Source organism: Variovorax jilinensis (assembly GCF_030316885.1).
Lineage (GTDB): Bacteria > Pseudomonadota > Gammaproteobacteria > Burkholderiales > Burkholderiaceae_C > Variovorax > Variovorax jilinensis.
This window is the reverse complement of sequence record NZ_JASZYQ010000003.1, coordinates 62,853-88,903: the sequence shown is the minus strand read 5'-3', so window position 1 is coordinate 88,903 and position 26,051 is coordinate 62,853. Positions and strand designations below refer to the sequence as shown.

23 protein-coding genes and 2 tRNA genes are annotated in these 26,051 nt (G+C 67.8%); 8 read left to right on the top strand and 17 right to left on the bottom strand.

Annotated elements, in window-relative coordinates:
• Positions 1 to 15: 15 nt before the first annotated feature.
• The 7 genes from ispC to rpsB all read right to left on the bottom strand — a co-directional run bounded on the left by ispC (position 16) and on the right by rpsB (position 5,972).
• Entirely contained in the window at positions 16 to 1,203 is a 1,188-nt protein-coding gene (gene ispC / locus QTH87_RS11935; RefSeq protein ID WP_286609189.1) for a 1-deoxy-D-xylulose-5-phosphate reductoisomerase, read from the bottom strand.
• A complete protein-coding gene (locus QTH87_RS11930; protein ID WP_286609187.1) occupies positions 1,200 to 2,045 on the bottom strand; it encodes a phosphatidate cytidylyltransferase in 846 nt (281 codons plus the stop codon). The genes ispC and QTH87_RS11930 overlap by 4 nt, the downstream gene beginning before the upstream one ends.
• A 4-nt stretch (positions 2,046 to 2,049) precedes the next feature.
• Positions 2,050 to 2,787, bottom strand: a complete 738-nt coding sequence (uppS, locus tag QTH87_RS11925; RefSeq protein ID WP_286609185.1) for a polyprenyl diphosphate synthase — start codon at positions 2,785 to 2,787, stop codon at positions 2,050 to 2,052.
• Positions 2,788 to 2,789: 2 nt separating this feature from the next.
• Positions 2,790 to 3,350: a ribosome recycling factor gene (frr, locus tag QTH87_RS11920; protein WP_286609183.1), complete on the bottom strand. Its 561-nt coding sequence runs from the start codon at positions 3,348 to 3,350 to the stop codon at positions 2,790 to 2,792.
• A gap of 13 nt (positions 3,351 to 3,363) precedes the next feature.
• The gene (gene pyrH, locus QTH87_RS11915) at positions 3,364 to 4,086 is read right to left on the bottom strand and encodes a UMP kinase (protein ID WP_286609181.1); all 723 of its coding nucleotides are present in this window, start codon (positions 4,084 to 4,086) and stop codon (positions 3,364 to 3,366) included.
• A 92-nt stretch (positions 4,087 to 4,178) separates the two neighbouring features.
• Positions 4,179 to 5,102 carry a translation elongation factor Ts gene (gene tsf / locus QTH87_RS11910; RefSeq protein WP_286609180.1) on the bottom strand — a complete coding sequence of 308 codons (924 nt, stop codon included), beginning with the start codon at positions 5,100 to 5,102 and terminating at the stop codon, positions 4,179 to 4,181.
• Between the two features lie 114 nt (positions 5,103 to 5,216).
• Positions 5,217 to 5,972 carry a 30S ribosomal protein S2 gene (gene rpsB, locus QTH87_RS11905; RefSeq protein ID WP_286609178.1) on the bottom strand — a complete coding sequence of 252 codons (756 nt, stop codon included), beginning with the start codon at positions 5,970 to 5,972 and terminating at the stop codon, positions 5,217 to 5,219.
• Between the two features lie 224 nt (positions 5,973 to 6,196).
• Between rpsB and QTH87_RS11900 the strand changes: the two genes are divergently transcribed.
• The 3 genes from QTH87_RS11900 (at position 6,197) to QTH87_RS11890 (ending at position 10,326) form a co-directional block, all read left to right on the top strand.
• On the top strand, positions 6,197 to 7,516 hold the full coding sequence (locus tag QTH87_RS11900) for an amidase (protein WP_286609177.1): 1,320 nt from the start codon (positions 6,197 to 6,199) through the stop codon (positions 7,514 to 7,516).
• 65 nt (positions 7,517 to 7,581) lie between these two features.
• Positions 7,582 to 8,838 carry a D-amino acid dehydrogenase gene (locus QTH87_RS11895; protein ID WP_286609176.1) on the top strand — a complete coding sequence of 419 codons (1,257 nt, stop codon included), beginning with the start codon at positions 7,582 to 7,584 and terminating at the stop codon, positions 8,836 to 8,838.
• A gap of 21 nt (positions 8,839 to 8,859) precedes the next feature.
• The gene (locus tag QTH87_RS11890) at positions 8,860 to 10,326 is read left to right on the top strand and encodes an NAD(P)H-hydrate dehydratase (protein WP_286609174.1); all 1,467 of its coding nucleotides are present in this window, start codon (positions 8,860 to 8,862) and stop codon (positions 10,324 to 10,326) included.
• 30 nt (positions 10,327 to 10,356) lie between these two features.
• Here QTH87_RS11890 and QTH87_RS11885 read toward each other — a convergent pair whose 3' ends face one another.
• Positions 10,357 to 11,118, bottom strand: a complete 762-nt coding sequence (locus tag QTH87_RS11885; protein ID WP_286609172.1) for an SDR family oxidoreductase — start codon at positions 11,116 to 11,118, stop codon at positions 10,357 to 10,359.
• A gap of 26 nt (positions 11,119 to 11,144) precedes the next feature.
• Positions 11,145 to 13,484 (bottom strand): ribonuclease R, encoded by a 2,340-nt coding sequence (gene rnr, locus QTH87_RS11880; RefSeq protein WP_286609171.1) that lies wholly within the window; start codon positions 13,482 to 13,484, stop codon positions 11,145 to 11,147.
• Between the two features lie 90 nt (positions 13,485 to 13,574).
• Between rnr and QTH87_RS11875 the strand changes: the two genes are divergently transcribed.
• Both QTH87_RS11875 and QTH87_RS11870 read left to right on the top strand, forming a co-directional pair.
• A tRNA-Leu gene (locus QTH87_RS11875) sits at positions 13,575 to 13,659 on the top strand.
• 488 nt (positions 13,660 to 14,147) lie between these two features.
• The gene (locus QTH87_RS11870) at positions 14,148 to 14,489 is read left to right on the top strand and encodes a DUF1090 family protein (RefSeq protein WP_286609169.1); all 342 of its coding nucleotides are present in this window, start codon (positions 14,148 to 14,150) and stop codon (positions 14,487 to 14,489) included.
• 31 nt (positions 14,490 to 14,520) lie between these two features.
• Here QTH87_RS11870 and QTH87_RS11865 read toward each other — a convergent pair whose 3' ends face one another.
• The 5 genes from QTH87_RS11865 to QTH87_RS11845 form a co-directional block, all read right to left on the bottom strand.
• The gene (locus QTH87_RS11865) at positions 14,521 to 14,910 is read right to left on the bottom strand and encodes a DUF1090 domain-containing protein (RefSeq protein WP_286609167.1); all 390 of its coding nucleotides are present in this window, start codon (positions 14,908 to 14,910) and stop codon (positions 14,521 to 14,523) included.
• Positions 14,911 to 14,963: 53 nt separating this feature from the next.
• Positions 14,964 to 16,181: a GAF domain-containing sensor histidine kinase gene (locus QTH87_RS11860; RefSeq protein WP_286609164.1), complete on the bottom strand. Its 1,218-nt coding sequence runs from the start codon at positions 16,179 to 16,181 to the stop codon at positions 14,964 to 14,966.
• 11 nt (positions 16,182 to 16,192) lie between these two features.
• The gene (rimO, locus tag QTH87_RS11855; RefSeq protein ID WP_286609162.1) at positions 16,193 to 17,599 is read right to left on the bottom strand and encodes a 30S ribosomal protein S12 methylthiotransferase RimO; all 1,407 of its coding nucleotides are present in this window, start codon (positions 17,597 to 17,599) and stop codon (positions 16,193 to 16,195) included.
• A 39-nt stretch (positions 17,600 to 17,638) separates the two neighbouring features.
• A complete protein-coding gene (phaR, locus tag QTH87_RS11850; protein WP_286609160.1) occupies positions 17,639 to 18,172 on the bottom strand; it encodes a polyhydroxyalkanoate synthesis repressor PhaR in 534 nt (177 codons plus the stop codon).
• A gap of 114 nt (positions 18,173 to 18,286) precedes the next feature.
• Positions 18,287 to 18,655 carry a hypothetical protein gene (locus QTH87_RS11845; RefSeq protein WP_286609159.1) on the bottom strand — a complete coding sequence of 123 codons (369 nt, stop codon included), beginning with the start codon at positions 18,653 to 18,655 and terminating at the stop codon, positions 18,287 to 18,289.
• Positions 18,656 to 18,889: 234 nt separating this feature from the next.
• Here QTH87_RS11845 and gdhA point away from each other — a divergent pair, with 234 nt between their 5' ends.
• The gene (gdhA, locus tag QTH87_RS11840) at positions 18,890 to 20,233 is read left to right on the top strand and encodes an NADP-specific glutamate dehydrogenase (protein WP_286609157.1); all 1,344 of its coding nucleotides are present in this window, start codon (positions 18,890 to 18,892) and stop codon (positions 20,231 to 20,233) included.
• Between the two features lie 16 nt (positions 20,234 to 20,249).
• On the opposite strand, the gene QTH87_RS11835 is transcribed toward gdhA, so the two are convergent.
• Positions 20,250 to 21,491, bottom strand: a complete 1,242-nt coding sequence (locus QTH87_RS11835) for an acyl-CoA dehydrogenase family protein (protein WP_286609155.1) — start codon at positions 21,489 to 21,491, stop codon at positions 20,250 to 20,252.
• 213 nt (positions 21,492 to 21,704) lie between these two features.
• Between QTH87_RS11835 and QTH87_RS11830 the strand changes: the two genes are divergently transcribed.
• Positions 21,705 to 22,619, top strand: coding sequence for a LysR family transcriptional regulator (locus QTH87_RS11830; RefSeq protein WP_286609154.1), 915 nt, complete (start codon positions 21,705 to 21,707; stop codon positions 22,617 to 22,619).
• Between the two features lie 132 nt (positions 22,620 to 22,751).
• On the opposite strand, the gene QTH87_RS11825 is transcribed toward QTH87_RS11830, so the two are convergent.
• Together QTH87_RS11825 and QTH87_RS11820 are read right to left on the bottom strand one after the other, a co-directional pair.
• Positions 22,752 to 22,828 (bottom strand) — tRNA-Val (locus tag QTH87_RS11825).
• Between the two features lie 49 nt (positions 22,829 to 22,877).
• Positions 22,878 to 25,019, bottom strand: coding sequence for a RelA/SpoT family protein (locus tag QTH87_RS11820; protein ID WP_286610369.1), 2,142 nt, complete (start codon positions 25,017 to 25,019; stop codon positions 22,878 to 22,880).
• A 254-nt stretch (positions 25,020 to 25,273) separates the two neighbouring features.
• Between QTH87_RS11820 and QTH87_RS11815 the strand changes: the two genes are divergently transcribed.
• Positions 25,274 to 26,044, top strand: coding sequence for a 3-hydroxybutyrate dehydrogenase (locus tag QTH87_RS11815; RefSeq protein ID WP_286609152.1), 771 nt, complete (start codon positions 25,274 to 25,276; stop codon positions 26,042 to 26,044).
• The last annotated feature ends 7 nt before the right edge of the window (positions 26,045 to 26,051 follow it).

The following is a 26,051-nucleotide window of genomic DNA, read 5'->3' as shown; positions in this document are numbered from 1 at the left end:
CCGGAGTTGGAAGGTTCAGGTCGCGAAACGAAGCGCCGCGGCACGGGCCGCGGCACGCGCGCCGGCGTCCAGTTCGAGCAGGTCGGCCAGCGACGAGGGCTTGGAGGGTCGGATCGACTCCAAAGTTTCAAGATTGACCGCATGAATGCGGTCGAAGCGGAGGCGCCCCTCGAGGAAGGCTTCCACCGCGATCTCGTTGGCGGCATTGAGGACGGCCGTGGTGCCGGGCGCCGCGCGCAAGGCCTGCCACGCCAGGTGCAGGCCGGGGAAGCGCTCGGCATCGGCCGCCTCGAAGGTGAGCGCGGCCAGCGCCGAGAAGTCGAGCCGGCCGGCCCCGCTCGCGATGCGCTCGGGCCAGGCCAGCCCGCAGGCGATCGGCACCCGCATGTCGGGTGTGCCGAGTTGCGCGATGACGGACGAATCCTGGAACTGCACCATCGAATGGATGATCTGCTGCGGGTGGATGACCACCTTGACCTGCTCGGGCGTCAGATCGAACAGCCAGCGCGCCTCGATCACCTCGAGCGCCTTGTTCATCATGGTGGCCGAGTCGACCGAGATCTTGCGGCCCATCGAGAAATTGGGATGGGCGCAGGCCTGGGCCGGCGTGATGTCGGCCAGCGTGCCGGGCGCGCGCGTGCGGAACGGTCCGCCCGAAGCGGTCAGCAGCACGTGGTCGACCCGTTCGGCCCAGGTAGCGCGGTCTTCGGGCAGGCACTGGAAGATCGCCGAATGCTCGCTGTCGATCGGCAGCAGCGTGGCGCCGCCCTCGGCCACGGTGCGCATGAAGAGCTCGCCGCCCACCACCAGCGCCTCCTTGTTGGCCAGAAGCAGCCGCTTGCCGGTGCGCGCCGCCGCGAGGCAGGGCGCGAGCCCGGCGGCGCCGACGATGGCGGCCATCACGGCGTCGGTCTGCTCGTGCGAGGCGATCTCCTCGATCGCGGCGGGACCGGCCAGCACGCGGGTCGCGAGGCCGTTCTGCTCGAGCCTGGCAGCCAGCAGGGCCGCATGCGGCTCACTCGCCATGACCGCGAAACGCGGCTTGAACTGCGCGCACTGGGCCAGCATCTCGTCGACCTTGGTGGCGGCCGACAGCGCGAAGACCTCGAAGCGCTCGGGATGGCGCGCGATCACGTCGAGCGTGCTGGCGCCGACGGAGCCGGTCGATCCGAGCACCGTGATTCGTTGGCGGATCGGGTTCATAGCGAGGCCAGCATCAGGGCGATCGGCAGCGTCGGCAGCAACGCGTCGATGCGGTCGAGCACGCCGCCGTGGCCCGGCAGCAGGGCACTGCTGTCCTTGGCGCCGGCGCTGCGCTTGATCAGCGATTCGACCAGGTCGCCGACCACGCTCATCGCAGCCAGGAACACCACGGCGATCAGCAGCAGCCACCAGCTGCGGTCGGCAAGCCGCGTGTAGAGACTCGCCACCGAAGCCTGCGTCGCCGAATCGGCCCAGACCCAGGCCAGTGCCAGCACCAGCACGCCCGCCATGCCGCCCCAGACGCCTTCCCAGCTCTTGCCGGGACTGATCGAGGGCGCGAGCTTGCCGCGCGTGAACTTGAGGCCGAAGGCGCGGCCGGTGAAATAGGCGAAGACGTCGGCCACCCAGACCAGCACCAGGATCGAGAGCAGGAAGTTGATGCCCACGATGCGGGCCTGCACTGCCGCCAGCCAGGCCACCCACAATGCGAGCAGTCCGCCCACCAGCCGCAGCCCCTTGGGAATGCGCGGCCAGCCGGGCACCGCCACGCGCAGCAGCGCCGCACCGCCCAGTACCCAGGCCGCACTGGCGACGATCCACACGCCGAGCAGCGAAGCCTGCAGCAGGCCCAGCCACCAGGAAAGCGCGCACAGCAGCACCATCTCGGCGCCGAGGAACAGCGACACCGCCGGGCCGTAGCCGTTGAGCCGGCCCCATTCCCAGGCCGCTGCGCCGATCAGCGCCAGCATCACGCAGGCGAAGGGAACGTACGACGGATAGAAGAGCGCGGGCAGCAGGATCGCCAGCAGGACGATCGCGGTCAGGATGCGTTGCTTGAGCATGCGTTCAGGCCGCCTGCGGATCGCGCAGGCCGGCCGCGCCGAGCTGGGCGGAGGTCTGGCCGAAGCGCCGTTCGCGGCGCTGGAAGGCGGCGATGGCTTCGTCCAGCGCCGCCTCGTCGAATTCGGGCCACAGGCGGTCGCTGAAGAAGAGCTCGGAATAGGCGCTCTGCCAGAGCAGGAAGTTCGACAGCCGCTGCTCGCCGCCGGTGCGGATGAACAGGTCGGGGTCCGGCACGTGGGCGAGCGCCATCGCGCGGTCGAGGCTGGCCTCGGTGATGGCCTCGCCGCGCGCGGCCAGATCGGCAGCAGCGCGCGCGATGTCCCAGCGGCCGCCGTAGTTGAAGCAGACGTTGAGCACCAGGCGCGAGTTGTGGGCGGTGGCCGCCTCCGAGTTGCGAAGGCCGGCGGCCATCTTGTCGGACAGGCCGCCACGCTCGCCGATGAAGTGCAGCTGCACGCCGTCCTGGGTGAGGCGAGGCACCTCGCGCTCGAGCGCACCGACCATGATGTCCATGAGGCCGGAGACCTCTTCGACCGGCCGGTTCCAGTTCTCGGACGAGAACGCGAACACGGTCAGTACCTTGACGTTGCGCGCCGCGCAGGCCTTGACGCAGCGGCGCAGCGATTCCACGCCCTGCTTGTGGCCCGCCACGCGGGGCAGGAAGCGTCGCGTCGCCCAGCGGCCGTTGCCGTCCATCACGATGGCGATGTGGTTCGGGACCGCGGGGGCGCTGTGGGCCATCTTCAGACCGCCATGATCTCGGCTTCCTTCGACACCACCAGGCGATCGATCTCGCCGATGTGACGGTCGGTCACCTTCTGGATCTCGGCCTCGGCACGCTTCTGATCGTCTTCCGACGCCAGCTTGTCCTTGACCAGCTTCTTGATCGCGTCGTTGGCATCGCGGCGCAGATTGCGCGTGGCGATCTTGGCCGACTCGCCCTCGTTGCGCACGAGCTTGGTCATCTCCTTGCGGCGCTCCTCGCTCATCGCGGGCAGCGGCACGCGGATCAGGTCGCCCATCGAGGCCGGGTTCAGGCCCAGGTCGCTTTCGCGGATGGCCTTCTCGATCTTGGCGCCCATGCCCTTTTCCCAGGGCTGGACGCTGATGGTGCGCGAATCGAGCAGCGAGACGTTGGCGACCTGCGACAGCGGCACCTGCGAGCCGTAGTAGTCGACGTGGATCGAGTCGAGCAGCGCCGGATTGGCGCGACCGGTTCGGATCTTCGTGAGGTTGTTCTGGAAGGCGGCGAGCGACTGGTTCATCTTGGCGTCGGTCGCGCTGCGGATTTCTGCAATGGTCATGGATTCATTCTCCTCAAGCGTGCACGAGGGTACCTTCGTCCTCGCCCATCACGACGCGCTTGAGGGCGCCGTTCTTGAAGATCGAGAACACCTTGATGGGCAGGTTCTGGTCGCGGCACAGCGCAAAGGCCGTGGCGTCCATGATGCCGAGATTCTGGGCAATGGCTTCGTCGAAGCTCAGGTTGGTGTAGCGCTTGGCGTTCGGGTCCTTCTTGGGGTCGGCAGTGTAGACGCCGTCGACCTTGGTGGCCTTGAGCACCAGCTCGGCACCGATCTCGGCGCCGCGCAGAGCGGCGGCCGTATCGGTGGTGAAGAAGGGGTTGCCCGTGCCGGCGGCGAAGACGACGACCTTGCCTTCCTCGAGATACTGCAGGGCCTTGGGACGCACGTAGGGCTCGACCACCTGCTCGATGGCGATGGCCGACATCACGCGCGCGATCAGCCCCTGCTTGTTCATGGCGTCGGCCAGCGCCAGCGAGTTCATCACCGTGGCCAGCATGCCCATGTAGTCGGCGGTGGCGCGGTCCATGCCGACCGAGCCTCCCGCGACACCGCGGAAGATGTTGCCGCCGCCGATGACCACCGCGACCTCGACGCCCATGTTCACCACCTCGGCCACCTCGCCGACCATCCGCACGATGGTCGCGCGGTTGATGCCGAAGGCATCGTCCCCCATCAGCGCCTCGCCCGACAGCTTCAACAAGATTCGCTTGTGGGCTGGGCGGGCTTCTGACATGGGCGGTTCCTTTGGTGTTGGCGAGGGCGAGTGTAAGACGTGACTGTGAAGAAGCGGCAGCGCGTCACCGGCGCTGCCGCCTGCGGCCCGACTCAGGCTGCGGCCTTGGCGGCAGCAACCTGCGCCGCCACTTCGGCCGCGAAGTCGTCGACCTTCTTCTCGATGCCTTCGCCGACCACGTAGAGCGTGAAGCCCTTGATCGAGGTGTTGGCGGCCTTGAGCATCTGCTCGACGGTCTGCTTGTCGTTCTTCACGAAAGCCTGGTTGTGCAGCGAGACCTCCTTGAGGTACTTCTGCACGCCACCCTCGATGCGCTTGGCGACGATGTCGTCGGGTTGCGGCTTCTTGCCTTCGGCTTCGGCCGTCTTGCGGTCTTCGTCGGCCTTGCCCTTGGCAACGGCACGTTCTTTCTCGATCAGCTCGGCGGGCACGTCGGCAGCGGAGATCGCGACCGGCTTCATCGCGGCGATGTGCATCGCGACGTCCTTGGCCGAGGTGTCGTCGCCTTCGAACTCGACCATCACGCCGATGCGCGTGCCGTGCAGGTAGGAAGCCAGCTTGCCGTTGCCCGCGAAGCGCTTGAAGCGGCGGAAGCTCATGTTCTCGCCGATCTTGCCGATCAGGCCCTTGCGCACGTCCTCGAGCGTGGGGCCGAAGCCGTCCTGCTCGTAGGGCAGCGCGCCGAGCGCGGCCAGGTCGGCCGGATTGTTCTTGGCGGCCAGCATCGCGGCGGCGTTGGCCAGGGCCAGGAAGCTGTCGTTCTTGGTGACGAAGTCGGTCTCGCAGTTGATCTCGACCATCGCGCCGGCATCGCCGTCGACGAATGCCGTGACCACGCCTTCGGCGGTGATGCGACCCGAGGCCTTGCCGGCCTTGTTTCCGAGCTTGATGCGCAGCAGCTCTTCGGCCTTGTCCATGTTGCCTTCGGCTTCGGTCAGGGCCTTCTTGCATTCCATCATCGGGGCGTCGGTCTTTGCGCGCAGTTCGCCGACCATGCTTGCGGTGATTGTTGCCATCTCGTGTTCTCCGTTCGGTTTGTCAATGGCGGCCGTCCGTCGAGGACGCCCGCGAAAATCAGATTAAAAAAAAGGGGCAACGAAGCCCCTTCTTCAGGCTCTTGCGAGCGCGAATCAGGCCGAAGCGCCTTCTTCGACTTCGACGAACTCGTCGCCGCTGCCTTCGGCGACGGCCTTGACGACGTCGTTCACGGCGCTCGAGCGGCCTTCGATGATCGCGTCGGCGATGCCGCGGGCGTACAGCGTGACGGCCTTCGACGAGTCGTCGTTGCCGGGAATCACGTAGTCGATGCCTTCAGGCGAGTGGTTGGAGTCGACCACGCCGATCAGCGGAATGCCGAGCTTCTTGGCTTCGGCCACGGCGATCTTGTGGAAGCCCACGTCGATCACGAAGATGGCGTCGGGCAGCGCGGTCATGTCCTGGATGCCGCCGATGTCCTTTTCGAGCTTGGCGATCTCGCGCGAGAACGTGAGCTGCTCCTTCTTGCTCAGGCTGTCGAGGCCGGCTTCCTGCTGGGCCTTCATTTCCTTCAGACGCTTGATCGAGGTCTTGACGGTCTTGAAGTTGGTCAGCATGCCGCCGAGCCAGCGGGTGTCGACGAAGGGCACGCCGGCGCGACGCGCTTCGGCAGCGACGATCTCGCGAGCCTGGCGCTTGGTGCCGACCATCAGGATGGTGCCGCGGTTGGCGGTGAGCTGCTTGGCGTACTTCATCGCGTCCTGGAACATCGGAAGCGACTTTTCCAGGTTGATGATGTGAATCTTGTTGCGATGGCCGAAGATGAACGGGGCCATCTTGGGGTTCCAGAAGCGGGTCTGGTGTCCGAAATGGACACCGGCTTCCAGCATTTCGCGCATGGTGGTCGACATAGGAATAACTCCAAAGGTTGGGTCTAAAATCCAGCCCGTTTTGCGTGCCCTTTTCGAGCGACTCCCGAATGGAGCCTCGAAGCGGAACCTGCAACACCTTGAGTGGGCTGGTTTGCGGATGCGTCTCGCTGGCGACGGACCTCATGGCCGCCGCGCGAAACCCAAGGAGTATAGCACGCAAGGCCTCTCTCCTCGCCCTTCCCACCCACCGCCCCGCCCATCCCATGCGCTCCGACCTGCACGACATCCGCCTCGCCCTGCGCTCCGGAACCACCGACGCACGCACCGAAATGGCGCACAGCATCACCGCGGCCGAATCACCGGCCTGCAACCACGTCTTCACGCGCACGCTGTTCGACGAAGCCCGGCTTGAAGCGGCCGCGGCCGGCCCCGGCCAGCCGCTGGCCGGCCTCGCCTTCTCGGCCAAGGACCTGTTCGACATCGCCGGGCAGCCGACGCCCGCGGGCTCGGTGGTGCTGGCCCATGCCCCGGCCGCCAGGGCCGACGCAGTGGCCGTGGCGCGCCTGCGCGCGGCCGGCGGCGCGCTGATGGGCCGCACCAACATGACCGAGTTCGCGTTTTCGGGGGTCGGCATCAACCCGCACCACGGCACGCCGACCAACCTGGCCGATCCCGAGACGCCACGCATCCCTGGCGGCTCGTCGAGCGGCGCCGCGATCTCGGTGGCCAGCGGCGCGGCCTTCGTCGGCCTCGGCTCCGACACCGGCGGCTCGATCCGCATCCCGGCTGCGCTGAACGGCATCGTCGGCTTCAAGAACACGGCGCGGCTGGTGCCGGCGGACGGTGCCCTGCCGCTTTCGACCACGCTCGACACGGTCTGCGCCATGACGCGCTCGGTGCGCGATGCGGTGACCGCGCACGCGATCCTCGCTGCGCGCGAGGTGGTCCCCGATGCACGGCCGCTGTCCGGCTTCCGGCTCGCGGTTGCGCGCCAGCTGTTCCAGGACGACCTGGACCCGGTGGTCGCGGGGGCCTTCGAGCGCGCGCTCGGCAAGCTCTCGGCGGCCGGCGCGCGGATCGAGCAGATCGATCTGCCGGCGCTGTCCGAACTGGCGCAGATCAACGCCACCGGCGGCTTCTCGGCGGCCGAGGCCTATGCCTGGCACCGGCTGCTGCTGGAGCGCAGTGGCGCCGGCTACGACCCTCGGGTGGCGCAGCGCATCCTCAAGGGCGCGGGCATGAAGGCCCACGAATACCTCGATCTCGTCAAGGCCCGGCGGGACTGGATCGGGCGCATGACGCATGCGCTCGAGCCCTTCGATGCGGTGCTGTCACCGACCGTGCCGATCGTCGCGCCCGCGATCGCCAGCGTGGCACCCGGCGAAGCGCGCGACGAGGCATTCTTCCGCGTCAACGGCCTGCTGCTGCGCAATCCCGCGGTGGTGAACATGCTCGATGGCTGCGCGCTCTCCCTGCCCTGCCATGCGGCGGGGGAGTTGCCGGTCGGCCTCATGGTCTGGCATGGCGCCCTGCACGACGACACGGTGCTTGCCGTCTCGGGGCTGATCGAACAGGCGCTATAAAGTGCGGCTGCATCGGTGCGCCTTGGGCGGGCACCGAGCCACTTGTTTCACCGTCAAAGAACCGCATGAAAATCGCGATCGTGGGAGCCGGGATCATCGGCGTCACCACTGCCTGGGAGCTGGCCTCGGATGGCCATGAGGTCGTCGTTTTCGAGCGCCGCGGCGCCGCCGCCGAAGAATCGAGTTTCGCCAATGCCGGCGTCGTTGCGCCAGGCTACGTGACGCCCTGGGCCGGTCCGGGCATGCGCGGCAAGGTGCTGCGATCGCTGCTGTCGACGCACGGCGCGGTCAAGCTGCGCTGGCCGCTGTCCATGCGCGACCTCGGCTTCATGGCGCGCTGGCAGCGCGCCTGCAAGCTCGAGAGCTACCTAGCCAACCGGTCGCGCATGCAGCGGCTGGCCTTCTACAGCCGCAACCGCCTGCACGCGATCACCGAGGCCTGCGAGCTCGAGTACGAGCGCAGCGACGGCTACCTCGTGCTGCTGCGCTCCAGGCGCGAGAAGAAGCTGGTGCAGGCGGGGCTCGAGTTGCTGCGCGCCGCCGGCACCAGCTTCCGGGAAATCGACGCCGACGAGGCGCGAAAGATCGAGCCCGCGCTCAACGCCGATACGGCGCTGGCCGGCGCCATCCATCTGCCCGACGACGAGGTCGCCAACTGCCGCCAGTTCGCGCTGCTCCTCAAGTGGGAGGCCGAGGCGCTGGGCGCACAGTTCCACTTCAACTGCGACCTGGCACCGCTGAGCCGTGCGGCGCCGACCTCGATCGCGCTGGCCGCAGGCTCCGAGGCGCACCGCTTCGATGCCGTGGTGGTCTGCGCGGGCGTCGATTCGGCAGCCCTGCTGAAGCCGCTGGGGCTGCACATCCCGCTCGCGCCGGTTTACGGCCATTCGGTCAGCGCCAACATCCGCGAGCCGCTCAACGCGCCGCGCAGTGCCGTGATGGACGAGCGCTACAAGGTCGCCATCTCGCGCCTCGGCCTGCGCGTGCGCGTGGCCGGCAGCGCCGAGCTCGGCGGCACGCCGGGCAACATCCACGGCGCGGCGCTGCAGACGCTCTACAAGGTGCTGCAGGACTGGTACCCGGGTGCGGTCACGCTGCGTTCGGGCGTGCAGCAATGGAAGGGCGCGCGTCCGATGCTGCCCGATGGCCCGCCGGTGCTCGGCGCCAGCGGCGTTCCGGGGGTCTGGCTCAACCTCGGCCATGGGTCGAGCGGCTGGGCGTTGTCGTGCGGCAGTGCGCGCGTGCTGGCCGACCTGATCGGCGGCCATGACGCCGGCATCGACCTCGAAGGCCTCGGCGTCGAACGGCTGCGCCAACACTGACCCGACGGGCGGCCCGACCCCATGCAGCGCATCGATTCCGCCACCACCGCCGACCTCTTCGACATCGCGGCCGTGCGACGCATCGAGCAGGCCGCCGCCGCCGCCCTGCCGCCCCATGCGCTGATGCAGCGCGCCGGCCTCGCGGTCGCGCGGCTGGCCATGGCGGTGGCGCCCCGGGCCCGCACCATCTGGATCGCCTGCGGTCCCGGCAACAACGGCGGCGACGGCTTCGAGGCAGCGGCGCAGTTGAGGCTGCGCGGCTTCGCGCCCGTGGTCACACGCATCGGAGACGACGCCAGCCTGCCCGCAGATGCACGGGCCTCGCTGCAGCGGGCTCTCGACGCCGGCGTGGTCTTCGAGCGCGACCCGCCACCGCAGCACGACCTGGCCATCGACGCGCTGCTGGGCATCGGCGCCCGCCGCGCGCCCGAGGGGACGATGCGCGAGTGGCTGCTGCGCATGCACGGATCGCCCGCGCCGCTGCTCGGCGTCGACACGCCCTCCGGCCTGCACGCCGACTCGGGCACGCTCTCCTTCGAACTACCGCCGCCTGCGGCCGGTGCCGCTCCGCGCTACTGCCTGAGCCTGCTGGCGCTCAAGCCCGGCCTGTTCACGGCCCAGGGCCGCGATGCCGCCGGCGAGGTGTGGTTCGACGACCTGGGCGGCGCCGCGCACGCGCAGCGACCCGTCGCTCGGCTGTATGGCGCGGCCGACCATCCGGCGCGTCGCGCGTCTTCGCACAAGGGAAGCTACGGCGACGTCGCGGTGATCGGCGGTGCGCCCGGCATGGCGGGCGCCGCCCTGCTCGCCGCCGGCGCAGCCCTGGCCGCGGGTGCCGGCCGGGTCTTCGTCGCGCCGCTCGATCGCAACGTTCCGCCGCTCGATCCGATGCGGCCCGAGCTGATGCTTCGCGATCCGGCGGCGTTGGACCTGCGCGCGCTGAGCGTGGTGTGCGGCTGCGGCGGCGGCGATGCGGTCGCTGCCGTGCTGCCGCGGCTGCTGGCCGAAGCCGGCTCGCTGGTGCTGGATGCCGATGCGCTCAATGCGATCGCGCGCGATGCGGGGCTCCAGGCGCTGCTCACGGCGCGCCGCGACGACGGCCTCGCGACCGTGCTCACGCCGCATCCGCTCGAAGCCGCACGACTTTCAGGCACGAACACCGCGGCAGTCCAGGCCGACCGCCTGGGGGCCGCGGCCGCCCTCGTGGCGCGCTTCGGTGCCGTGGTGGTTCTGAAGGGATCCGGCACGGTGATCGCCGGGCCCGACGAGCTCGCCGCGATCAACCTCAGCGGCAACGCTCGGCTGGCGACGGCCGGCACCGGCGACGTGCTGGCCGGCATGGTCGGCGCCGCTCTGGCAGCGGGACGGCCGGCCGCCGCCGCGGCACGCGAGGCGGTCTGGCGCCATGGCGACCTGGCCGATCGCTGGCCGGCCGATCTGCCGCTCACGGCCGGCGCGCTGGCACGCGGCGGCGCCGCCTGCAACTGAATCGGCGAATCGCCGTCGGGCGCAGCGCGCTCAGCCGCGGCCCACGAAGGGCATCTTGGTCGCCATGATCGTGTGGAAAAGCACGTTGGCCTCGAGCGGCAGGTTCGCCATGTAGAGCACCGACTGGCCGACGATCGCGACGTCGATCACGGGCTCGATCGCGATCTCTCCGCTCGCCTGCGGCACGCCCTTGGTCATGCGTGCCGCCAGTTCGGTGAAGGCATTGCCGACGTCGACCTGGCCCACGGCGATGTCGTACTTGCGACCGTCGAGCGAGGCGGTCTTGGTGAGCCCCTGCACCGCATGCTTGGTCGAGGTGTAGGCGATCGAGTTCGGCCGCGGCGTGGTGGCCGAGATCGAGCCGTTGTTGATGATGCGCCCCCCGCGTGGCGTCTGCGCCTTCATCGTGCGGAAGGCCTGCTGAATGCAGAAGAACATGCCCGTCAGGTTGATGTCGACCACGCCTTGCCACTGCTCGGGCGTCCAATCTTCGAACGGGCCCGGCGGATTACCGACGCCCGCGTTGTTGAACAGCAGGTCGACCCTGCCGTAGCGCTCGACCGCGGCGGCGAACAGCGCGCGCACCGATTCGGCCTCGGCGACGTTGGTCGACACCGCAAGCGCGCGGTCGCCCGCGCCCGATTCCTGCGCCACCTGTTGCAAGGGCTCGAGCCGGCGCCCGGCCAGCACCACGCTCCAGCCGTCGCCGAGCAAGGCCAGCGCTGCCGCCCGACCGATGCCGCTTCCGGCGCCCGTGACCACCGCGATGCGGCTCGTCTTGTCTGCACTCATGCGTCTGCTCCTTCTCGTTGTCGTCGTCAGCGGCGCGGCTTGCGCCCCTTCATCTTGTTGGCGGCCTTCTTGACCGCGGTGCGAAAGGCCTGCATGGCGGTCTGCGGCGCGGCCGCAGCGACGGTGTCGGGGCGCTCGACGCGCGCAGTCCGTTCGCTGCGCTCTGGACGATCGGACCGCTCGCCTCGATCGGAGCGATCACCGCGATCACCGCGCTCGCTCCGATCGGCCGGCGCCTCGGCCTTCTGCCGCGAGCGCTTGGAAGACGCCTTGGCCGGCGCTCCGCCCGTGGCGGCGCCCTTCTCCTTGGTCGGCCTCGATGGCAGTTCCTCGCCTTCGCGCACGAGGCGGAAGTCGATCTTGCGGCCGTCGAGGTCGACCCGGCTCACCTGCACCCGCACACGCGTGCCAATGGCGTAGCGGATGCCCGTGCGCTCGCCGCGCAACTCCTGCCGATGCTCGTCGAACTTGAAGTACTCGCCGCCCAGCTCGGTGATGTGGACCAGGCCCTCGACGTACATCGCATCGAGCGTGACGAAGATGCCGAAGGTGGTTGCGGAGGTCACCACACCGCCGTATTCCTCGCCGAGGTGCTCGCGCATGTACTTGCACTTGAGCCAGGCCTCGACGTCGCGGCTGGCCTCGTCGGCGCGCCGCTCGTTGGCACTGCAGTGCAGGCCGGCGGCCTCCCAGGCGAGTGTTTCCTTGGTCGGAGCGACCGTCGCCTTCTGCGGTTTCGAGGTCGGCGCCTTGACGCGCGAAGCCAGCCGCTTGGCCAGCTTGGCATGGGCCTCGCCCGGCGTCGGCAGCATGGGCAGCTGGTACTTGGTCTTGCCGAGGATGGCCTTGATCACGCGGTGAACCAGCAGGTCGGGGTAGCGCCGGATCGGGCTGGTGAAGTGCGTGTAGGCCTCGTAGGCGAGGCCGAAATGGCCGCTGTTGATCGGCGTGTAGATCGCCTGCTGCATCGACCGCAGCAGCATGGTGTGGATCTGCTGCGAATCGGGCCGGTCCTTGGTGGCCTCGGCGATGGCCTGGAACTCGCCGGGCTTCGGATCGTCCGTGATCGAGAGGCCCACGCCCATGGCCTTCAGGTAGCCGCGCAGGATCTCCTTCTTCTCGGGGGTCGGGCCTTCATGCACGCGGAAGAGACCCGGATGCTTGCCCTCGGCGATGAAGTCGGCGCTGCAGACGTTGGCCGCGAGCATCGCCTCCTCGATCAGGCGGTGGGCTTCGTTGCGCGTGCGCGGGACGATCTTCTCGATCCGGCCGGCGTCGTCGCAGATGATCTGCGTCTCGGTCGTCTCGAAGTCGACCGCACCGCGCTTGCTGCGCTGCTTGAGCAGCGCGCGATAGACATCGGCCAGGTTCAGCAGATCCTTGACGCGTTCCTTGCGCTTCTGCGCCTCGGGGCCGCGCGTGTTGCCGAGGATCGCGGCCACCTCGGTGTAGGTGAAGCGGGCATGGCTCCACATCACGGCCGGGTAGAACTGGTAGGCGTAGATCTCGCCATCGGCGGCGACCAGCATGTCGCACACCATGCACAGCCGCTCGACCTCGGGGTTCAGCGAGCACAGGCCGTTCGACAGCTTCTCGGGCAGCATCGGGATCACGCGCCGCGGGAAATACACGCTGGTGGCGCGGTCGTAGGCGTCGATGTCGATCGCCGAACCGGTCTTCACGTAGGCGCTGACGTCGGCGATCGCGACCAGCAGCCGCCAGCCCTTGCCCCGCCCGACCTTGGCGGGCTCGCAGTACACGGCGTCGTCGAAGTCGCGCGCGTCCTCGCCGTCGATCGTCACGAGCGGCACGTCGGTGAGATCGATGCGGCCCTGCTTGTCGGCCGGCCGCACCTTGTCGGGGATTGCCTTTGCTTCCGCAAGGCAGGCTTCCGAGAACTCGTGCGGCACGCCGTACTTGCGCACCGCGATCTCGATCTCCATGCCGGGATCGTCGATCTCGCCGAGCACTTCCTTCACACGGCCCACGGGCTGGCCGAAGAGCGCGGGCGGCTCGGTGAGCTGCACCACCACCACCTGTCCGACCTTGGCCGTGCCGGTGGCGCCCTTGGGAATCAGCACGTCCTGTCCGTAGCGCTTGTCCTCCGGCGCGACCAGCCATACGCCGCCTTCATGCAGAAGGCGGCCGATGATGGGCTGCTCGGGCCGCTCGATGATCTCGACCACGCGGCCCTCGGGCCGGCCCCGCCGGTCCTGGCGCACGACACGCGCCTTGACGCGGTCCTTGTGCAACACCGCGCGCATTTCGTTGGGGGGCAGATAGATGTCGGCCTCGCCGTCATCGCGCTGCACGAAACCATGTCCATCGCGATGTCCTTGCACCGCTCCTTCAATTTCATCCAGCAAGCCGCTGGGATGGCCAATATTTTTGATATGATCTCCTTCGTTCCTGAAATTCAAAACCTGCTGCAGGGATTCACTCCAAGCAGCATGTGGGCCCAGATGGCGGAATTGGTAGACGCACTAGTTTCAGGTACTAGCGAGTAACATCGTGGAGGTTCGAGTCCTCTTCTGGGCACCAAGGCGAAAGCATAGAGACCCCGACAAGTCAACGACTTGGCGGGGTTTTCTGTTTGTGCCCCACTTGTCTTCACTGCACCCTTCGCTGCACACGTCATCTGCGATGCGGCAACGCGGATTGTGCGCGCCCCGCGCCACGACGAAAACCCGATCTGCTGAAATGCCACGGACGGCGCCCTGAACGCAGGGACTGCGTCCGACAGCAGCCTCGAGGCTGAGTTCGATCGAATCGACAGAGACACGGATACGGGAAGGTGGAACAGGCTTCGTCTGACTGGGTTTGCAGGCCGCCTCACACGCCGCGGGATTGCGACAGCTCAGCGGCCATGACGCCGACCGCACCTTAACACGCGCCCCCCGCAATCACCGGCCAGCGGTGGCCTGCGACGGGCTTCGCATGGCCCCAATTCGTTGCGCTGGCGCATGCCTTCGCCTCCGGTGCAGAATGCACGCCAATCTCTTCCACCCTCTTCTGCCGGGCAACATCTCATGCGCATTCCCAAGGGCCTTCTGGCCATCGCACTGCTTGCTTCTGCCAGCGCTTCCTTCGCCCAGTCCCAGGCCCAGGACCCGACCGATGCCGCCAGCTGCCAGGCGCAGGAGTCCGCGCTCGAGCGCGATATTTCCGATGCCCGTGCGCGCGGCCAGATGCTGCGGCGCCGCCAGCTGACAGAGTCTCTGGCGGTGTTGCACGTGCATTGCGAAACGCTCATGGCCGCCAAGGATCCGGCCACGCGAATCAAGCGCCAGGAGCAGGAAGTGCAGCAGTTGCGCCTGGAGCTGGAGCGCGCCGAAGCCGAACTCCGCAAGCTCAAGGCTCAGAAGTCCTGAGGCTTGCGCGCGGCGGTGCCGGAGGTCGTCGTCAAGCCGGACCGCTCGCCTTGAGGCGCTGCAGTTCGTCCTGAGCCGCCTGGAGCTTGCTCGCGCGGCGCGCCAGCTTGTCCTTGCTCGCGCCCTTCTGCTGTGCCTCGGCCAGCTCCCGCTGGCGCTCGGCAACCACCTTCTCCTGCCTGGCAATCTTGCGTCCGTGCTCGGCCACGAGCTTGTCGTCGCGGCAATGATTCACGACTTCGTTCTGCGCGCGCTGAAGGCCGCGCAGCCGGTACTTCTGATCATGGGCCTTCGCCTGCTCGATCTCGGCGCTGATCGAGTCGTACTTGGCGCGGCACGGGCCGCCGGGCACAGGCTGCGCTGCCGCACCGAAGGCCATCGACATGCAGCCGATAGCCAGAATGGATTGCCAGGATTTCATCGAATCGCTCCCAGTGAATGAGGTTCAGACGTCGAAGCCAATGGCTTCGGGAATCAGGGGGTCACGCCGATCGGCAGCCGCGCCGTGAAGACGGTACCAGACTCCACGGTCGAACTGACGCACAGCTCGCCGCCATGCGCACGTGCGATCTGCGCACAGATGTACAGGCCCAGGCCCAAGCCGCCGCCAGGCTTGCTCGTATGAGGTCGCCAGTAAGGCTCGAACACCAGCGGCAGATTGGCGGGACTGATCGGCTCACCCTGGTTGGCGACGGACAGCACCAGCCAGCGGTCGTCCTCGAAGCCGGCCGACACGGCGACCGGACGGTCTGCCGCGCCATAGGTCAGCGCATTGCCGAGCAGGTTGGACAGCAGCTGCTGCAGCCGCCCGCGGTCGCAGTGCACCGGACGATCGATGCGGATCTGCTCGACCACCTCGCGCTGCGGATTCGCCTCGCGCAACTCGGCCACCACTTCATGCATCGACCGCGCCAGGTCGGGAACCTCGGCGGCCTCGATGCCCATGCCCGAACCAAGGCGGCCGCGTGCGAAGTCGAGCACGTCGTCGATCAGGTTCGACATGCGCCGCGCCGTGGCGCGCAGCCGCGTGCCGAGCTTCACCATCTGCGGCTCACCGGTGCTGCGCACCATGAGCTCGGCCGTGGCGCCAACCGCCGCCAGCGGATTGCGCAGGTCGTGGCCGAGCACCGCGATGAACTGCTCGCGCAGCTCGGCAGTCGAGCGTTCGAGGGCCAATGCGCTCTCGACCTCGGCCTGGTGATCTTCGCTCGCGAGCTGCAGTCCGATCAGTTCGGCGAACACGGTGAACATGGTCACGGTGCGCGGATCGGAAACGACGTGCGGTCGTGGATCGATCGCGCACAGGTTACCGAAGTAGTCGCCGCCGGGACGCAGGATCGGCACCGAGATGTAGCTCTCGATGTTGTAGAGCCTGGGCGTGTGATGGTCGAAGTAGACCGGGTCCTGGCTTGCGTGGTCGATCACCACGGGCTGGCGCGCAGCCCGCGCCTCTCGGCACAGCGTGGTCTTCACGTCGAGTTGGCCGCCGGGCGCAAGGCCGAACTCGATGTCGTCCTGCACTGCGCAGGCCGTCCAGGTGCCGTCGGTGACACGCGCCACGGCCGCGAAGCCCATGCCGGTGTTCTGGCAGACGAGCTTCAGCAGCGAGGGCACCGCGCTGATGCGCCGCACCAGTGCGACATCGCGCGCGATCTCGAGCGGGTCGTCGCTGTTGCTGGCGGGTCCGGACACGGCGTGCTGACTCAGACCGGCACGGCGATCAGGTCATGCCCTTCGGCGCCGACGATGCGCGCACGCGTGAACTCGCCCACCTTGAGCGTCTTGCTGATCTTCTCGGGTGGCAGCAGGCGCACGACGCCATCGATCTCGGGTGCGTCGGCGTAGCTGCGCCCGACGCCGCCCTTGCGGCCGAGCGCGGGCGCCGAATCGACCAGCACCTGCATCGTGGCGCCGATGCGCTGGCGCAGCTTGGCGATGGAAACCGCCTCGGCGACTTCCATGAAGCGCGCGCGGCGCGCCTCGCGCTCGGCCTCCGGCAGCATGCCCGGGATGTCGTTGGCGGTCGCGCCCTGCACCGGGCTGTAGGCGAAGCAGCCCGCGCGGTCGATGCCGGCCTCGCGGATGAAGTCCAGCAGGTGCTCGAACTCGCCCTCGGTCTCGCCCGGAAAGCCGGCGATGAAGGTGCTGCGAATCACGAGCTCGGGGCACACCTCGCGCCAGCGCGCGATGCGCTCGAGGTTGCGCTCGCCGCTGGCGGGACGCTTCATGCGGCGCAGCACGTCGGGGTGGCTGTGCTGCAGCGGAACGTCGAGGTAGGGCAGCACCTGGCCGCTGGCCATCAGCGGAATCACCTCGTCGACGCTCGGATAGGGATAGACGTAGTGCAGCCGCACCCAGGCGCCGTAGGGCTCGGCGATCTCGCCCAGGGTACGCACCAGCTCGAGCATGCGCGTCTTGACCGGCTTGCCGTCCCAGAAGCCGGTGCGGTACTTGACGTCCACGCCGTAGGCCGAGGTGTCCTGGCTGATCACCAGCAGTTCCTTGACGCCGCCCTCGAAGAGCGCCTTGGCCTCGGCCAGCACGTCGCCGACCGGCCGCGAGACCAGGTCGCCCCGCATCGACGGGATGATGCAGAAGGTGCAGCGGTGGTTGCAGCCTTCGCTGATCTTGAGATAGGCGTAGTGGCGCGGCGTGAGCTTGAGCCCGGCAACGCCGAAGGCCTGCGGCACCAGGTCGATGAAGGGGTCGTGCGGCTTCGGCAGGTTGAGGTGGACCGCGTCCATCACCTCCTGGGTCGCATGGGGGCCGGTGACGGCCAGCACGCTGGGATGCATCTGACGCACCAGGTTGCCGCCGGCATCGCCGGTCTTGGCGCCCAGGCAGCCCGTGACGATGACGCGGCCGTTCTCGGCCAGCGCCTCGCCGATGGTGTCCAGGCTTTCCTTGACTGCGTCGTCGATGAAGCCGCAGGTGTTGACGATCACCAGGTCGGCGCCCTCGAAGGTCTTGGAAGTCTGATAGCCCTCGGCGCTCAGCCGGGTCAGGATCAGTTCGGAATCGGTCAGGGCCTTGGGGCAGCCCAGGCTCACGAAGCCGACCTTGGGGGCGGCCGGCGGGGAAATTCGTTCGGGGGAGACAACATCGCTCATATCCCCCTATTGTCCCAGCTATCGGCCCGGAGGGCTCGATCAGGGCCGTTTGAGCCCGAAAACGCCGAGAACCTGCTCGGTGTTCTTCTGCATCTGCTCCTGCATCTGCAGGAACACGTTCTTGGACTGTTCGACGTAGTTGCCCATCAGGCCCTGCAGCATCGGCGACTGCATGGCCATGAACTTGGACCACATCTCGGGCGTCAGCCCCTCGGACTTCTCGCTGAGCTGCGCCTGCACCTCGGACATCGCCTGGATGTTCTTCTCGAGGTAGGGCCCCATGTAGCTCTGCATGGTCTGGCCGTAGAAGCGGATGATGCTCGCGAGCACGGCCTCGGTGAACATCGGCGCGCCGCCGGCTTCCTCCTCGAGGATCACCTGCAGCAGGATGCTGCGCGTGAGGTCGTCGCCGCTCTTGGCGTCGCGCACCACGAACGAGGCCTTGTCCATCACCAGCTGCTTGATCTCGGCAAGCGTGATGTAGCTGGAGGTTTCCGTGTCGTAGAGCCGTCGGTTCGGGTACTTCTTGATCACCCGCTGGGCCGGCTTGGCACCGGACTTCTTGCTCTGCACTGGAAACTCCTTCAGGTTGGACGGCTGCTGCGATGGGCGAGCAATTCTAGGGAGCGCCCATGTTGCACCGCGCCAAGGTTTACCCTGACCGGCATTTCCCGACCTCAGGCGTGCTCAGTCGAGCGTGGTTGCGTACTCGGCGCCGCAGACCTTGCAGGCCCCGGACTCGGGCCGTTCGTCGGTCACGGGCCTGTACTGCAACGGGCTCTTGATCCCGTTGAAGACCCAGCAGCGCGGGCAATGCTCGTGGCCGGCCAGCGGCAGATAGCCGCGGGCGCGCTGCTCGGCCCGCTCGCGCGTGACCGGCACCCCCTGGCGCACGGTGCGCGCCACGTCCTCGGCCGCCATCGTGCCGGCACGGCCGTTGGCCCGATCGTTCAGGCCGTAGACCACGCGTGCGAACTCGAGCGGCGCCTGCCGCACCAGGGCAGCGATGCGAAGCTCTTCCTGCGATGAATCGATTTCGGCCTCGGGCGTGCTCATCGGTTCCCTGTTTTGTTCCCTGATTCGGATGCTTGAAACGTGACGGAAAGGTCAAGTTACCACATCTGAAGACGCGATCGCCAGTCGCCCGAACGCCATATTTCCTGTGGGCAAGCACGCCGCTTGCGAACAATCCCCCATGTCGGCCGACCTTTTCGCGCGGGCGCCCTCGCCATCGCCGCAGACAATGGCCGGCTTCCCGGCCGGCACGCGGCCGGCCAGCCCATTCCAAAGATGACAACCAAGACACTCGCAGACTTCCTGAGCCGCGTCCAGGCGCGCAACCCCGCCCAGCCCGAATACCTCCAGGCCATCGCCGAAGTGATGAAGAGCCTGTGGCCCTACATCGAACGGCACCCCGCGTACGCCGAGCATGGCCTGCTCGAGCGCCTGATCGAGCCCGAACGAATCATCATCTTCCGGGTCTCGTGGGTCGACGACGGCGGCAGGGTCCACGTCAATCGCGGCTTCCGCGTCCAGCACAGCTCGGCCATCGGCCCCTACAAGGGCGGCCTGCGCTTTCATCCCACGGTCGACCTCTCGATCCTCAAGTTCCTGGCCTTCGAGCAGACGCTCAAGAACGCGCTCACCACGCTGCCGATGGGCGGCGGCAAGGGCGGCTCCGATTTCGATCCCAAGGGACGCAGCCCCGGCGAGATCATGCGTTTCTGCCAGGCCTTCGTGACCGAACTGCATCGCCACATCGGGGCCGAGCGCGACGTGCCGGCCGGCGACATCGGGGTCGGCGCGCGCGAGATCGGCTTCATGGCCGGGATGATGAAGAAGCTGTCCAACCGCGCCGATTGCGTCTTCACGGGCAAGGGCCTGAGCTTCGGAGGCTCGCTGGTGCGGCCCGAAGCCACGGGCTACGGCACGGTCTACTTCGCCGAGGAGATGCTGCGACGCAGGAACATGAGCTTCGAGGGCCTGCGCGTCGGCATCTCGGGTTCGGGCAACGTCGCCCAATACGCAGTCGAGAAGGCGATGGCGCTCGGCGCCCGGGTCGTGACCGTCTCCGACTCCAGCGGCACCGTCGTCGACGACGCCGGCTTCACGCCGGCCAAGCTCGCTCAACTGATGGAGGTGAAGAACAAGTCGTACGGCCGCGTGGGCGACTACGCCAGCCGGGTCGGCGCCGAGTTCATCGCGGGGCGCACGCCGTGGCACGTGCCGGTCGACGTCGCCCTGCCCTGCGCGACCCAGAACGAGCTGGGGCGCGAGGACGCAGCCCTGCTCGTGAAGAACGGCGTGATCTGCGTCGCCGAGGGCGCCAACATGCCATCGACCATGGAGGCCATGGCGTGCTTCGAGCACAACGGCGTGCTGTTCGCGCCCGGCAAGGCCAGCAATGCCGGCGGCGTCGCCACGTCGGGCCTCGAGATGAGCCAGAACGCGATGCGCATCTCCTGGTCGCGCGAAGAGGTCGACACCCGCCTGCGCGCCATCATGCGCAACATCCACGACAACTGCCTGCACCACGGCCTGCGCGAGGACGGCACCGTGAGCTATGTCGACGGCGCCAACGTCGCTGGCTTCGTCAAGGTGGCGGACGCGATGCTGGCGCAGGGCGTGACCTGAGACGCAGCGCGAGCATTCAACCGGCCTTGGGCCGATAGCGCCCCAACTCCTGCTTGGCGACCGCGTTGCGGTGGACCTCGTCGGGGCCATCGGCCACCCGCAGGTGGCGCGCATAGGCCCAGAAGCTGACCAGGTGCGTGTCCTGGCTCAGGCCCATCGCGCCGAAGGCCTGCATCGCGTCGTCGATGACCTGGATGCAGTTGTTCGGGGCGATGACCTTGATCATCGCGATCTCCTTGGCCGCCACCTTGTTGCCCACGGTGTCCATTCGCCAGGCGGCGTGAAGCACCATCCAGCGCGCCTGGTCGATGAGCATGCGCGCCCGGGCGATGCGCTCGCGCCATACACCCTGCTCCGCCAGCGGCTTGCCGAAGGCCACGCGCGAAACGGCGCGCTCGCACATCATCTCGAGCGCCGACTCGGCCATGCCGATCATGCGCATGCAGTGATGGATGCGTCCCGGGCCCAGCCGTCCCTGAGCGATCTCGAAGCCGCGGCCTTCCCCCAGCAGGATGTTGCCCGCGGGTACCCGCACGTTGTCGAAGCTCACCTCCGGATGGCCGAACGGCGCGTCGTAGTGATTGACCAGCGCCATGTCGCGAACCACCGTGATGCCGGGCGTATCGGCCGGCACGATGATCATCGATTGCTGGCGATGGCGGTCCGGGTTCTGTGGGTCGCTCTTGCCCATCAGGATGAAGAGCTTGCAGCGCTCGTTCATGGCCCCGGTGATGTACCACTTGCGTCCGTTGATGACATATTCGTCGCCCTGGCGTTCGATGCGCGTGCTGATGTTGGTGGCGTCCGAGGAGGCCACGGCAGGCTCGGTCATCGCGAAGGCCGAGCGGATCTCGCCCTCCAGCAGGGGCTGGAGCCAGCGCGCCTTCTGCTCGGGCGAGCCGTAGCGCTCGATCACCTCGGTGTTGCCGGTATCGGGGGCGCTGCAGTTGAAGGCCTCCGCGCTCCAGTAGCGCCGGCCCATGATCTCGCAGAGCGGCGCGTACTCGAGGTTCGTCAGGCCCGCACCGTGTTCCTCGCCCGGCAGGAACAGGTTCCACAGGCCGGCGGCGCGCGCCTTGGGCTTGAGTTCTTCCAGCAGCGGCAGGCCCGTGTATCGGCCGCCACCGCCCGAGGCATCGAGGAAGGATCGATGCGCCTCTTCGGCATGGCGCTTCTCGTTGGGATAGATGTGCTCGTCCATGAAGGACTGCAGGCGCTGGCTCAATTCCCGCACGCGGGGGCTGTACTCGAAATCCATGGTGTCTCCGTTTCAGGCGGCGCCTGCCGGGAGGGCAGGCATCCGACGCGTCGATGCGGCGCAGCCCAACGCTCGCCGCAGTCCGAATGGTGCCCAATTCCCAAGCGTGGCGGGCGCCTCTTGCATGAACAGTCTGCATGCGGAACATGACGGCCGTCGATGCAGGCAGCGCGCCGGGAGGCGTGGCAACGGGCAACCCATAATGAAGCGGTCATGCTGCCCCTGTCGAGAGTCGATCTCAACCTTCTCGTCGTGCTCGATGCCATCTATACCGAAGGCGGCATCACGCTGGCTGCCGAGAAACTGCATCTGACGCAGCCGACCATCAGCCATGCCCTGCGCCGGCTGCGCGACCTGTTCAACGACCCCCTGTTCGAGCTGCAGGGCCACCGGATGGTGCCGACGGCGCTGACCCTGCGCGTGATCGGCCCGCTGCGCGAATCGCTGCGCTCGCTCGGCGGCCTGCTCAGCGATGCCCGGGATTTCGACCCCTCCTCGTCGCGCAAGCACTTCGTCATCGGCCTGCCCGACCTCATGGATTCGACCGTGATGCCTGTGCTCATGTGCACGGTCGCGCAGGAGGCGCCAGACGCGCGGTTGTCGAGCATCCCGTATCGCCGGCGCACCCTCGAGGCCGGGCTGTCCAGCGGCACGATGGATCTGGCAATCGACGTGCTGCTGCCGATGTCGGAGAACATCAGGTTCGCGCACATCATCAGGGACCGCATGGTGGTGGTCGCCCGCAACGGGCATCCGGCGATCCGCGGCAGCATCGACCTGCAGACCTATCTGGCACAACGCCATGTGCTCGTGACCTCACGCCCCCGCGGGCCCGGCTTCGAGGACGCGGAACTGCGGCGCCTGGGCCTGGATCGGCATGTGACGCTGCGCTGCCAGCACTTCTCGGCGGCCTGCCATGCCGTATCGCTGACCGACCTGATCCTCACGATGCCCGAGAGCCACGCGCATGGGGTCAACCGGCAGTTCGACAACCAGATCCTGCCCGTGCCTGCCCCCTTCTCGTCGCTGGACGGCTATCTGTACTGGCACGCTGACAACGACAACGATGCAGGCAACCGATGGCTGCGATCGGTGCTTCGGCGTTGTGTCGGCGCCGACCGCCTCTGAATCGCGGCGCGCTTCAGTGCACAAATGAAAAAAGCCTGAACTGACGACGTCAGTTCAGGCTGTTCAGGAGATCTGATCTCCATGTCGATGTTCCCGAAGGTCCGAGAGCTGGTCACTCTCGGAGGGAAAATCTGGTAGGCGCGATTGGACTCGAACCAACGACCCCCACCATGTCAAGGTGGTGCTCTAACCAGCTGAGCTACGCGCCTGAGGTTGTATTCGAGAGGCCGAAGTATAGCAGGCTGCGAGCGCCCTTTTTCAGCGGCGTCGTGCAGAACGCACACCGGCCACCGCCGCAACGATCGCGAGCACCTGCTTGAGGCGCGTGGCGTCGGCGATCTCGACCGTGAAGGTCATCCACGCCGTTCCCTTGACGGACTGGGTCTGCACGCCGATCACGTTCATCTTCTCGCGCGTGAAGACGTCCGAGATGTCGCGCAGCAGGCCTTGACGGTCCGCGGCCTCCACAGCCACGTCGACCGCATAGACCGAGCCCGCATCGGCCTTCGGTGCGCCCCATTCGACGTCGATGACGCGTTCGGCGTTCTGCGCCGACATCGTGCGAAAGTTGCTGCAGTCCGCGCGGTGCACGCTGACGCCGTGGCCCTTGGTGACGAAGCCGCGGATCGCATCGGGCGGCGCCGGCTTGCAGCACTTGGCCAGCTGCGTCATGAGCGACGACACGCCCACCACCAGCACGCCACCTCGGCCGGCCTGCTCGCTGCCGCGCGACTTCTTGATGATGACGCCGTCGTCGGGGCCCGGCACCGGCTCGGGCGGACGCAGCAGCATCTCGATGTTGCGCAGCGAGAACTCGTCCTTGCCCACCACCTCGAACAGGTGGTCGGCCGACTTGAAGCCGAGCTGCGACGCCAGGTCGTCGAGCTTGAGCGCCGTCTTGCCCTCGCGCTGCAGCAGCTTCTCGACCGCTTCGCGGCCGCGCGCCACGGTCTCGTGCGTGATCTGGGCGTTGAACCAGGCGCGCACCTTGGCGCGCGCACGGTGGCTCGCGAGATAGCCGAGATCGGCGTTGAGCCAGTCGCGCGACGGTCCGCCTTCCTTGGCCGCCATGATCTCGACCGTCTGGCCGTTCTGCAGCGGGGTGTTGAGCGGCACCATGGCGCCGTCCACGCGCGCGCCGCGACAGCGGTGACCGAGGCTGGTGTGCACCGTGTAGGCGAAGTCGACCGCGGTCGCGCCCTGCGGCAGCTCGACGATCGCCGCGTCGGGCGTGAGCACGTAGATGCGGTCGTCGAACAGGCCCTGCCCGCGCTGGCCGCCCAGCAGGTCGCGCTCCCACGCCAGCAGCTGGCGCAGCACCGCGATCTTGGCGTCGTATTCGCCGCTGGCCCAGACGCCTGCGTAGCCCTTGTGGCCGGCCTCCTTGTAGGCCCAGTGCGCGGCCACGCCGTGCTCGGCATGGTCGTGCATCTCCTCGGTGCGGATCTGGATCTCGATCGGCTTGCCGACCTGGCCGTCGACCACGCTGCGCACCACGGTGTGCAGCGACTGGTAGCCGTTGGGCTTGGGCCGCGCGATGTAGTCGTCGAATTCCTCGTCGATCGGCTGGAAGTGCGAATGCACCCAGGCCAGCGCCGCGTAGCAGTCCTTGACGTCGGCCACCACGACGCGCAGCGCCATGATGTCGAAGACCTGCGCGAAGTCGAGCGACTTGCCGCGCATCTTCTTGACGATGCTGTAGATGTTCTTGGGCCGACCCTGCACCGTGGCCTTGATGCCTTCGGCGGCGAGCTCGCGTTCGAGCCGGGTGCGCAGCTGCTCGACGTAGCCTTCGCGCTCGATGCGCTTCTCGTCGAGCAGCCGGGCGATGAGCTTGTAGGTCTCGGGTTCGAGGAAGCGGAAAGAGAGGTCCTCGATCTCCCACTTGACCTGCCAGATGCCGAGCCGGTTGGCCAGCGGCGCGAACACCTGCAGCGATTCGCGCGCCACGTTCTCGGGCAGAGGGCGCTTGCTGGCGGCGGCGTAGCGCAGGGTCTGGAGCCTCGAGGCAAGCCGCAGCATCACGACGCGCAGGTCGCGCGAGAACGCGAGCAGCATCTTGCGCACGTTTTCGGTCTGCTGGGTGCCGGCGCCATCGGCGTGCACGCTGGCGGTGGCCGAGCGGGCCTGCTTCTGCACGTGGACCAGCTTGGTGGTCTCGACCGCGAGCGCGGCGAAGTTCTCGCCGAAGACCTTGGCAATCACCTCCTGCGGCCGGTTCAGGTGCTGGCACGAATAGACCAGGTAGCTGGCCGCCTGCATGGCCTCGGAGCCGCCCATGGCGCGCACGATGGCCGACACCGCATCGGCATGCGCGAGCGTGTTCTCGCCCGTGTCGAGCATCTCGTCGGCGATCAGGGGCTCGGCGAAGGCACGGGCCCGCGCGAGCATGTTCTCCATCACGGGCGTGCGCTCGGTGGTGGCGGCCGACAAGGGATAGTCGACCACCAGCGACTCGGACGGCGCGGGCACGTGGAGGTTGGACTGTTCGCGCTTCACGGCTGCTTCCGCCAGCGCGGCGAGCGCCGCCCGGCGGACCGGCAAGCATCACGCGCAACGTGAGGAAGGACGGTCTCGGTCATGGGGAAACAGGCGGGTTCGCGGTGAAGATAATCGGCTCGCAGCATCCTAATTCATTCGGAGATAGTCACATCATGCTCAAAGGCAAATCCGCCCTCGTCACGGGGTCCACCAGCGGCATCGGGCTCGGCATCGCGAAGGCACTGGCCGCCCAGGGTGCCAACCTCGTCCTCAACGGATTCGGCGACGCCGGCGCGGCCAAGGCCGAGGTCGAGGCACTCGGCGTCGCGGTCGAACATCACGGGGCCGACATGAGCAAGCCCGCCGAGATCGAGGACATGATGAGGTTCGCGGCCGAGCGCTTCGGCCGCATCGACGTGCTGGTCAACAACGCCGGCATCCAGCACGTCGCCAAGGTCGAGGACTTCCCGACCGAGCGCTGGGACGCCGTGATCGCGATCAACCTCACCAGCGCCTTCCACACCACGCGCCTCGCCGTTCCCGCGATGCGCGAAGCCAACTGGGGCCGCATCATCAACATCGCATCCGCGCACGGCCTGGTCGCCTCGGCCCAGAAATCGGCCTACGTGGCCGCCAAGCACGGCATCGTGGGCTTCACGAAGTCCGTGGCCCTGGAAACCGCCACCACCGGCATCACGAGCAACGCGATCTGCCCCGGCTGGGTGCTGACCGCACTTGTGCAAAAGCAGATCGACGACCGCGCGGCGCGCGAAGGCATTTCGGTGCTGCAGGCGCAGAACGAACTGCTCGGCGAAAAGCAGCCTTCGCTGCAATTCACGACGGTCGAGCAACTGGCCGGGCTCGCGGTGTTCCTGTGCTCGCCGGCGGCCGACCAGGTGCGCGGTGTCGCCTGGCAGGTCGACGGCGGCTGGACCGCGCAGTAGCGCCAGG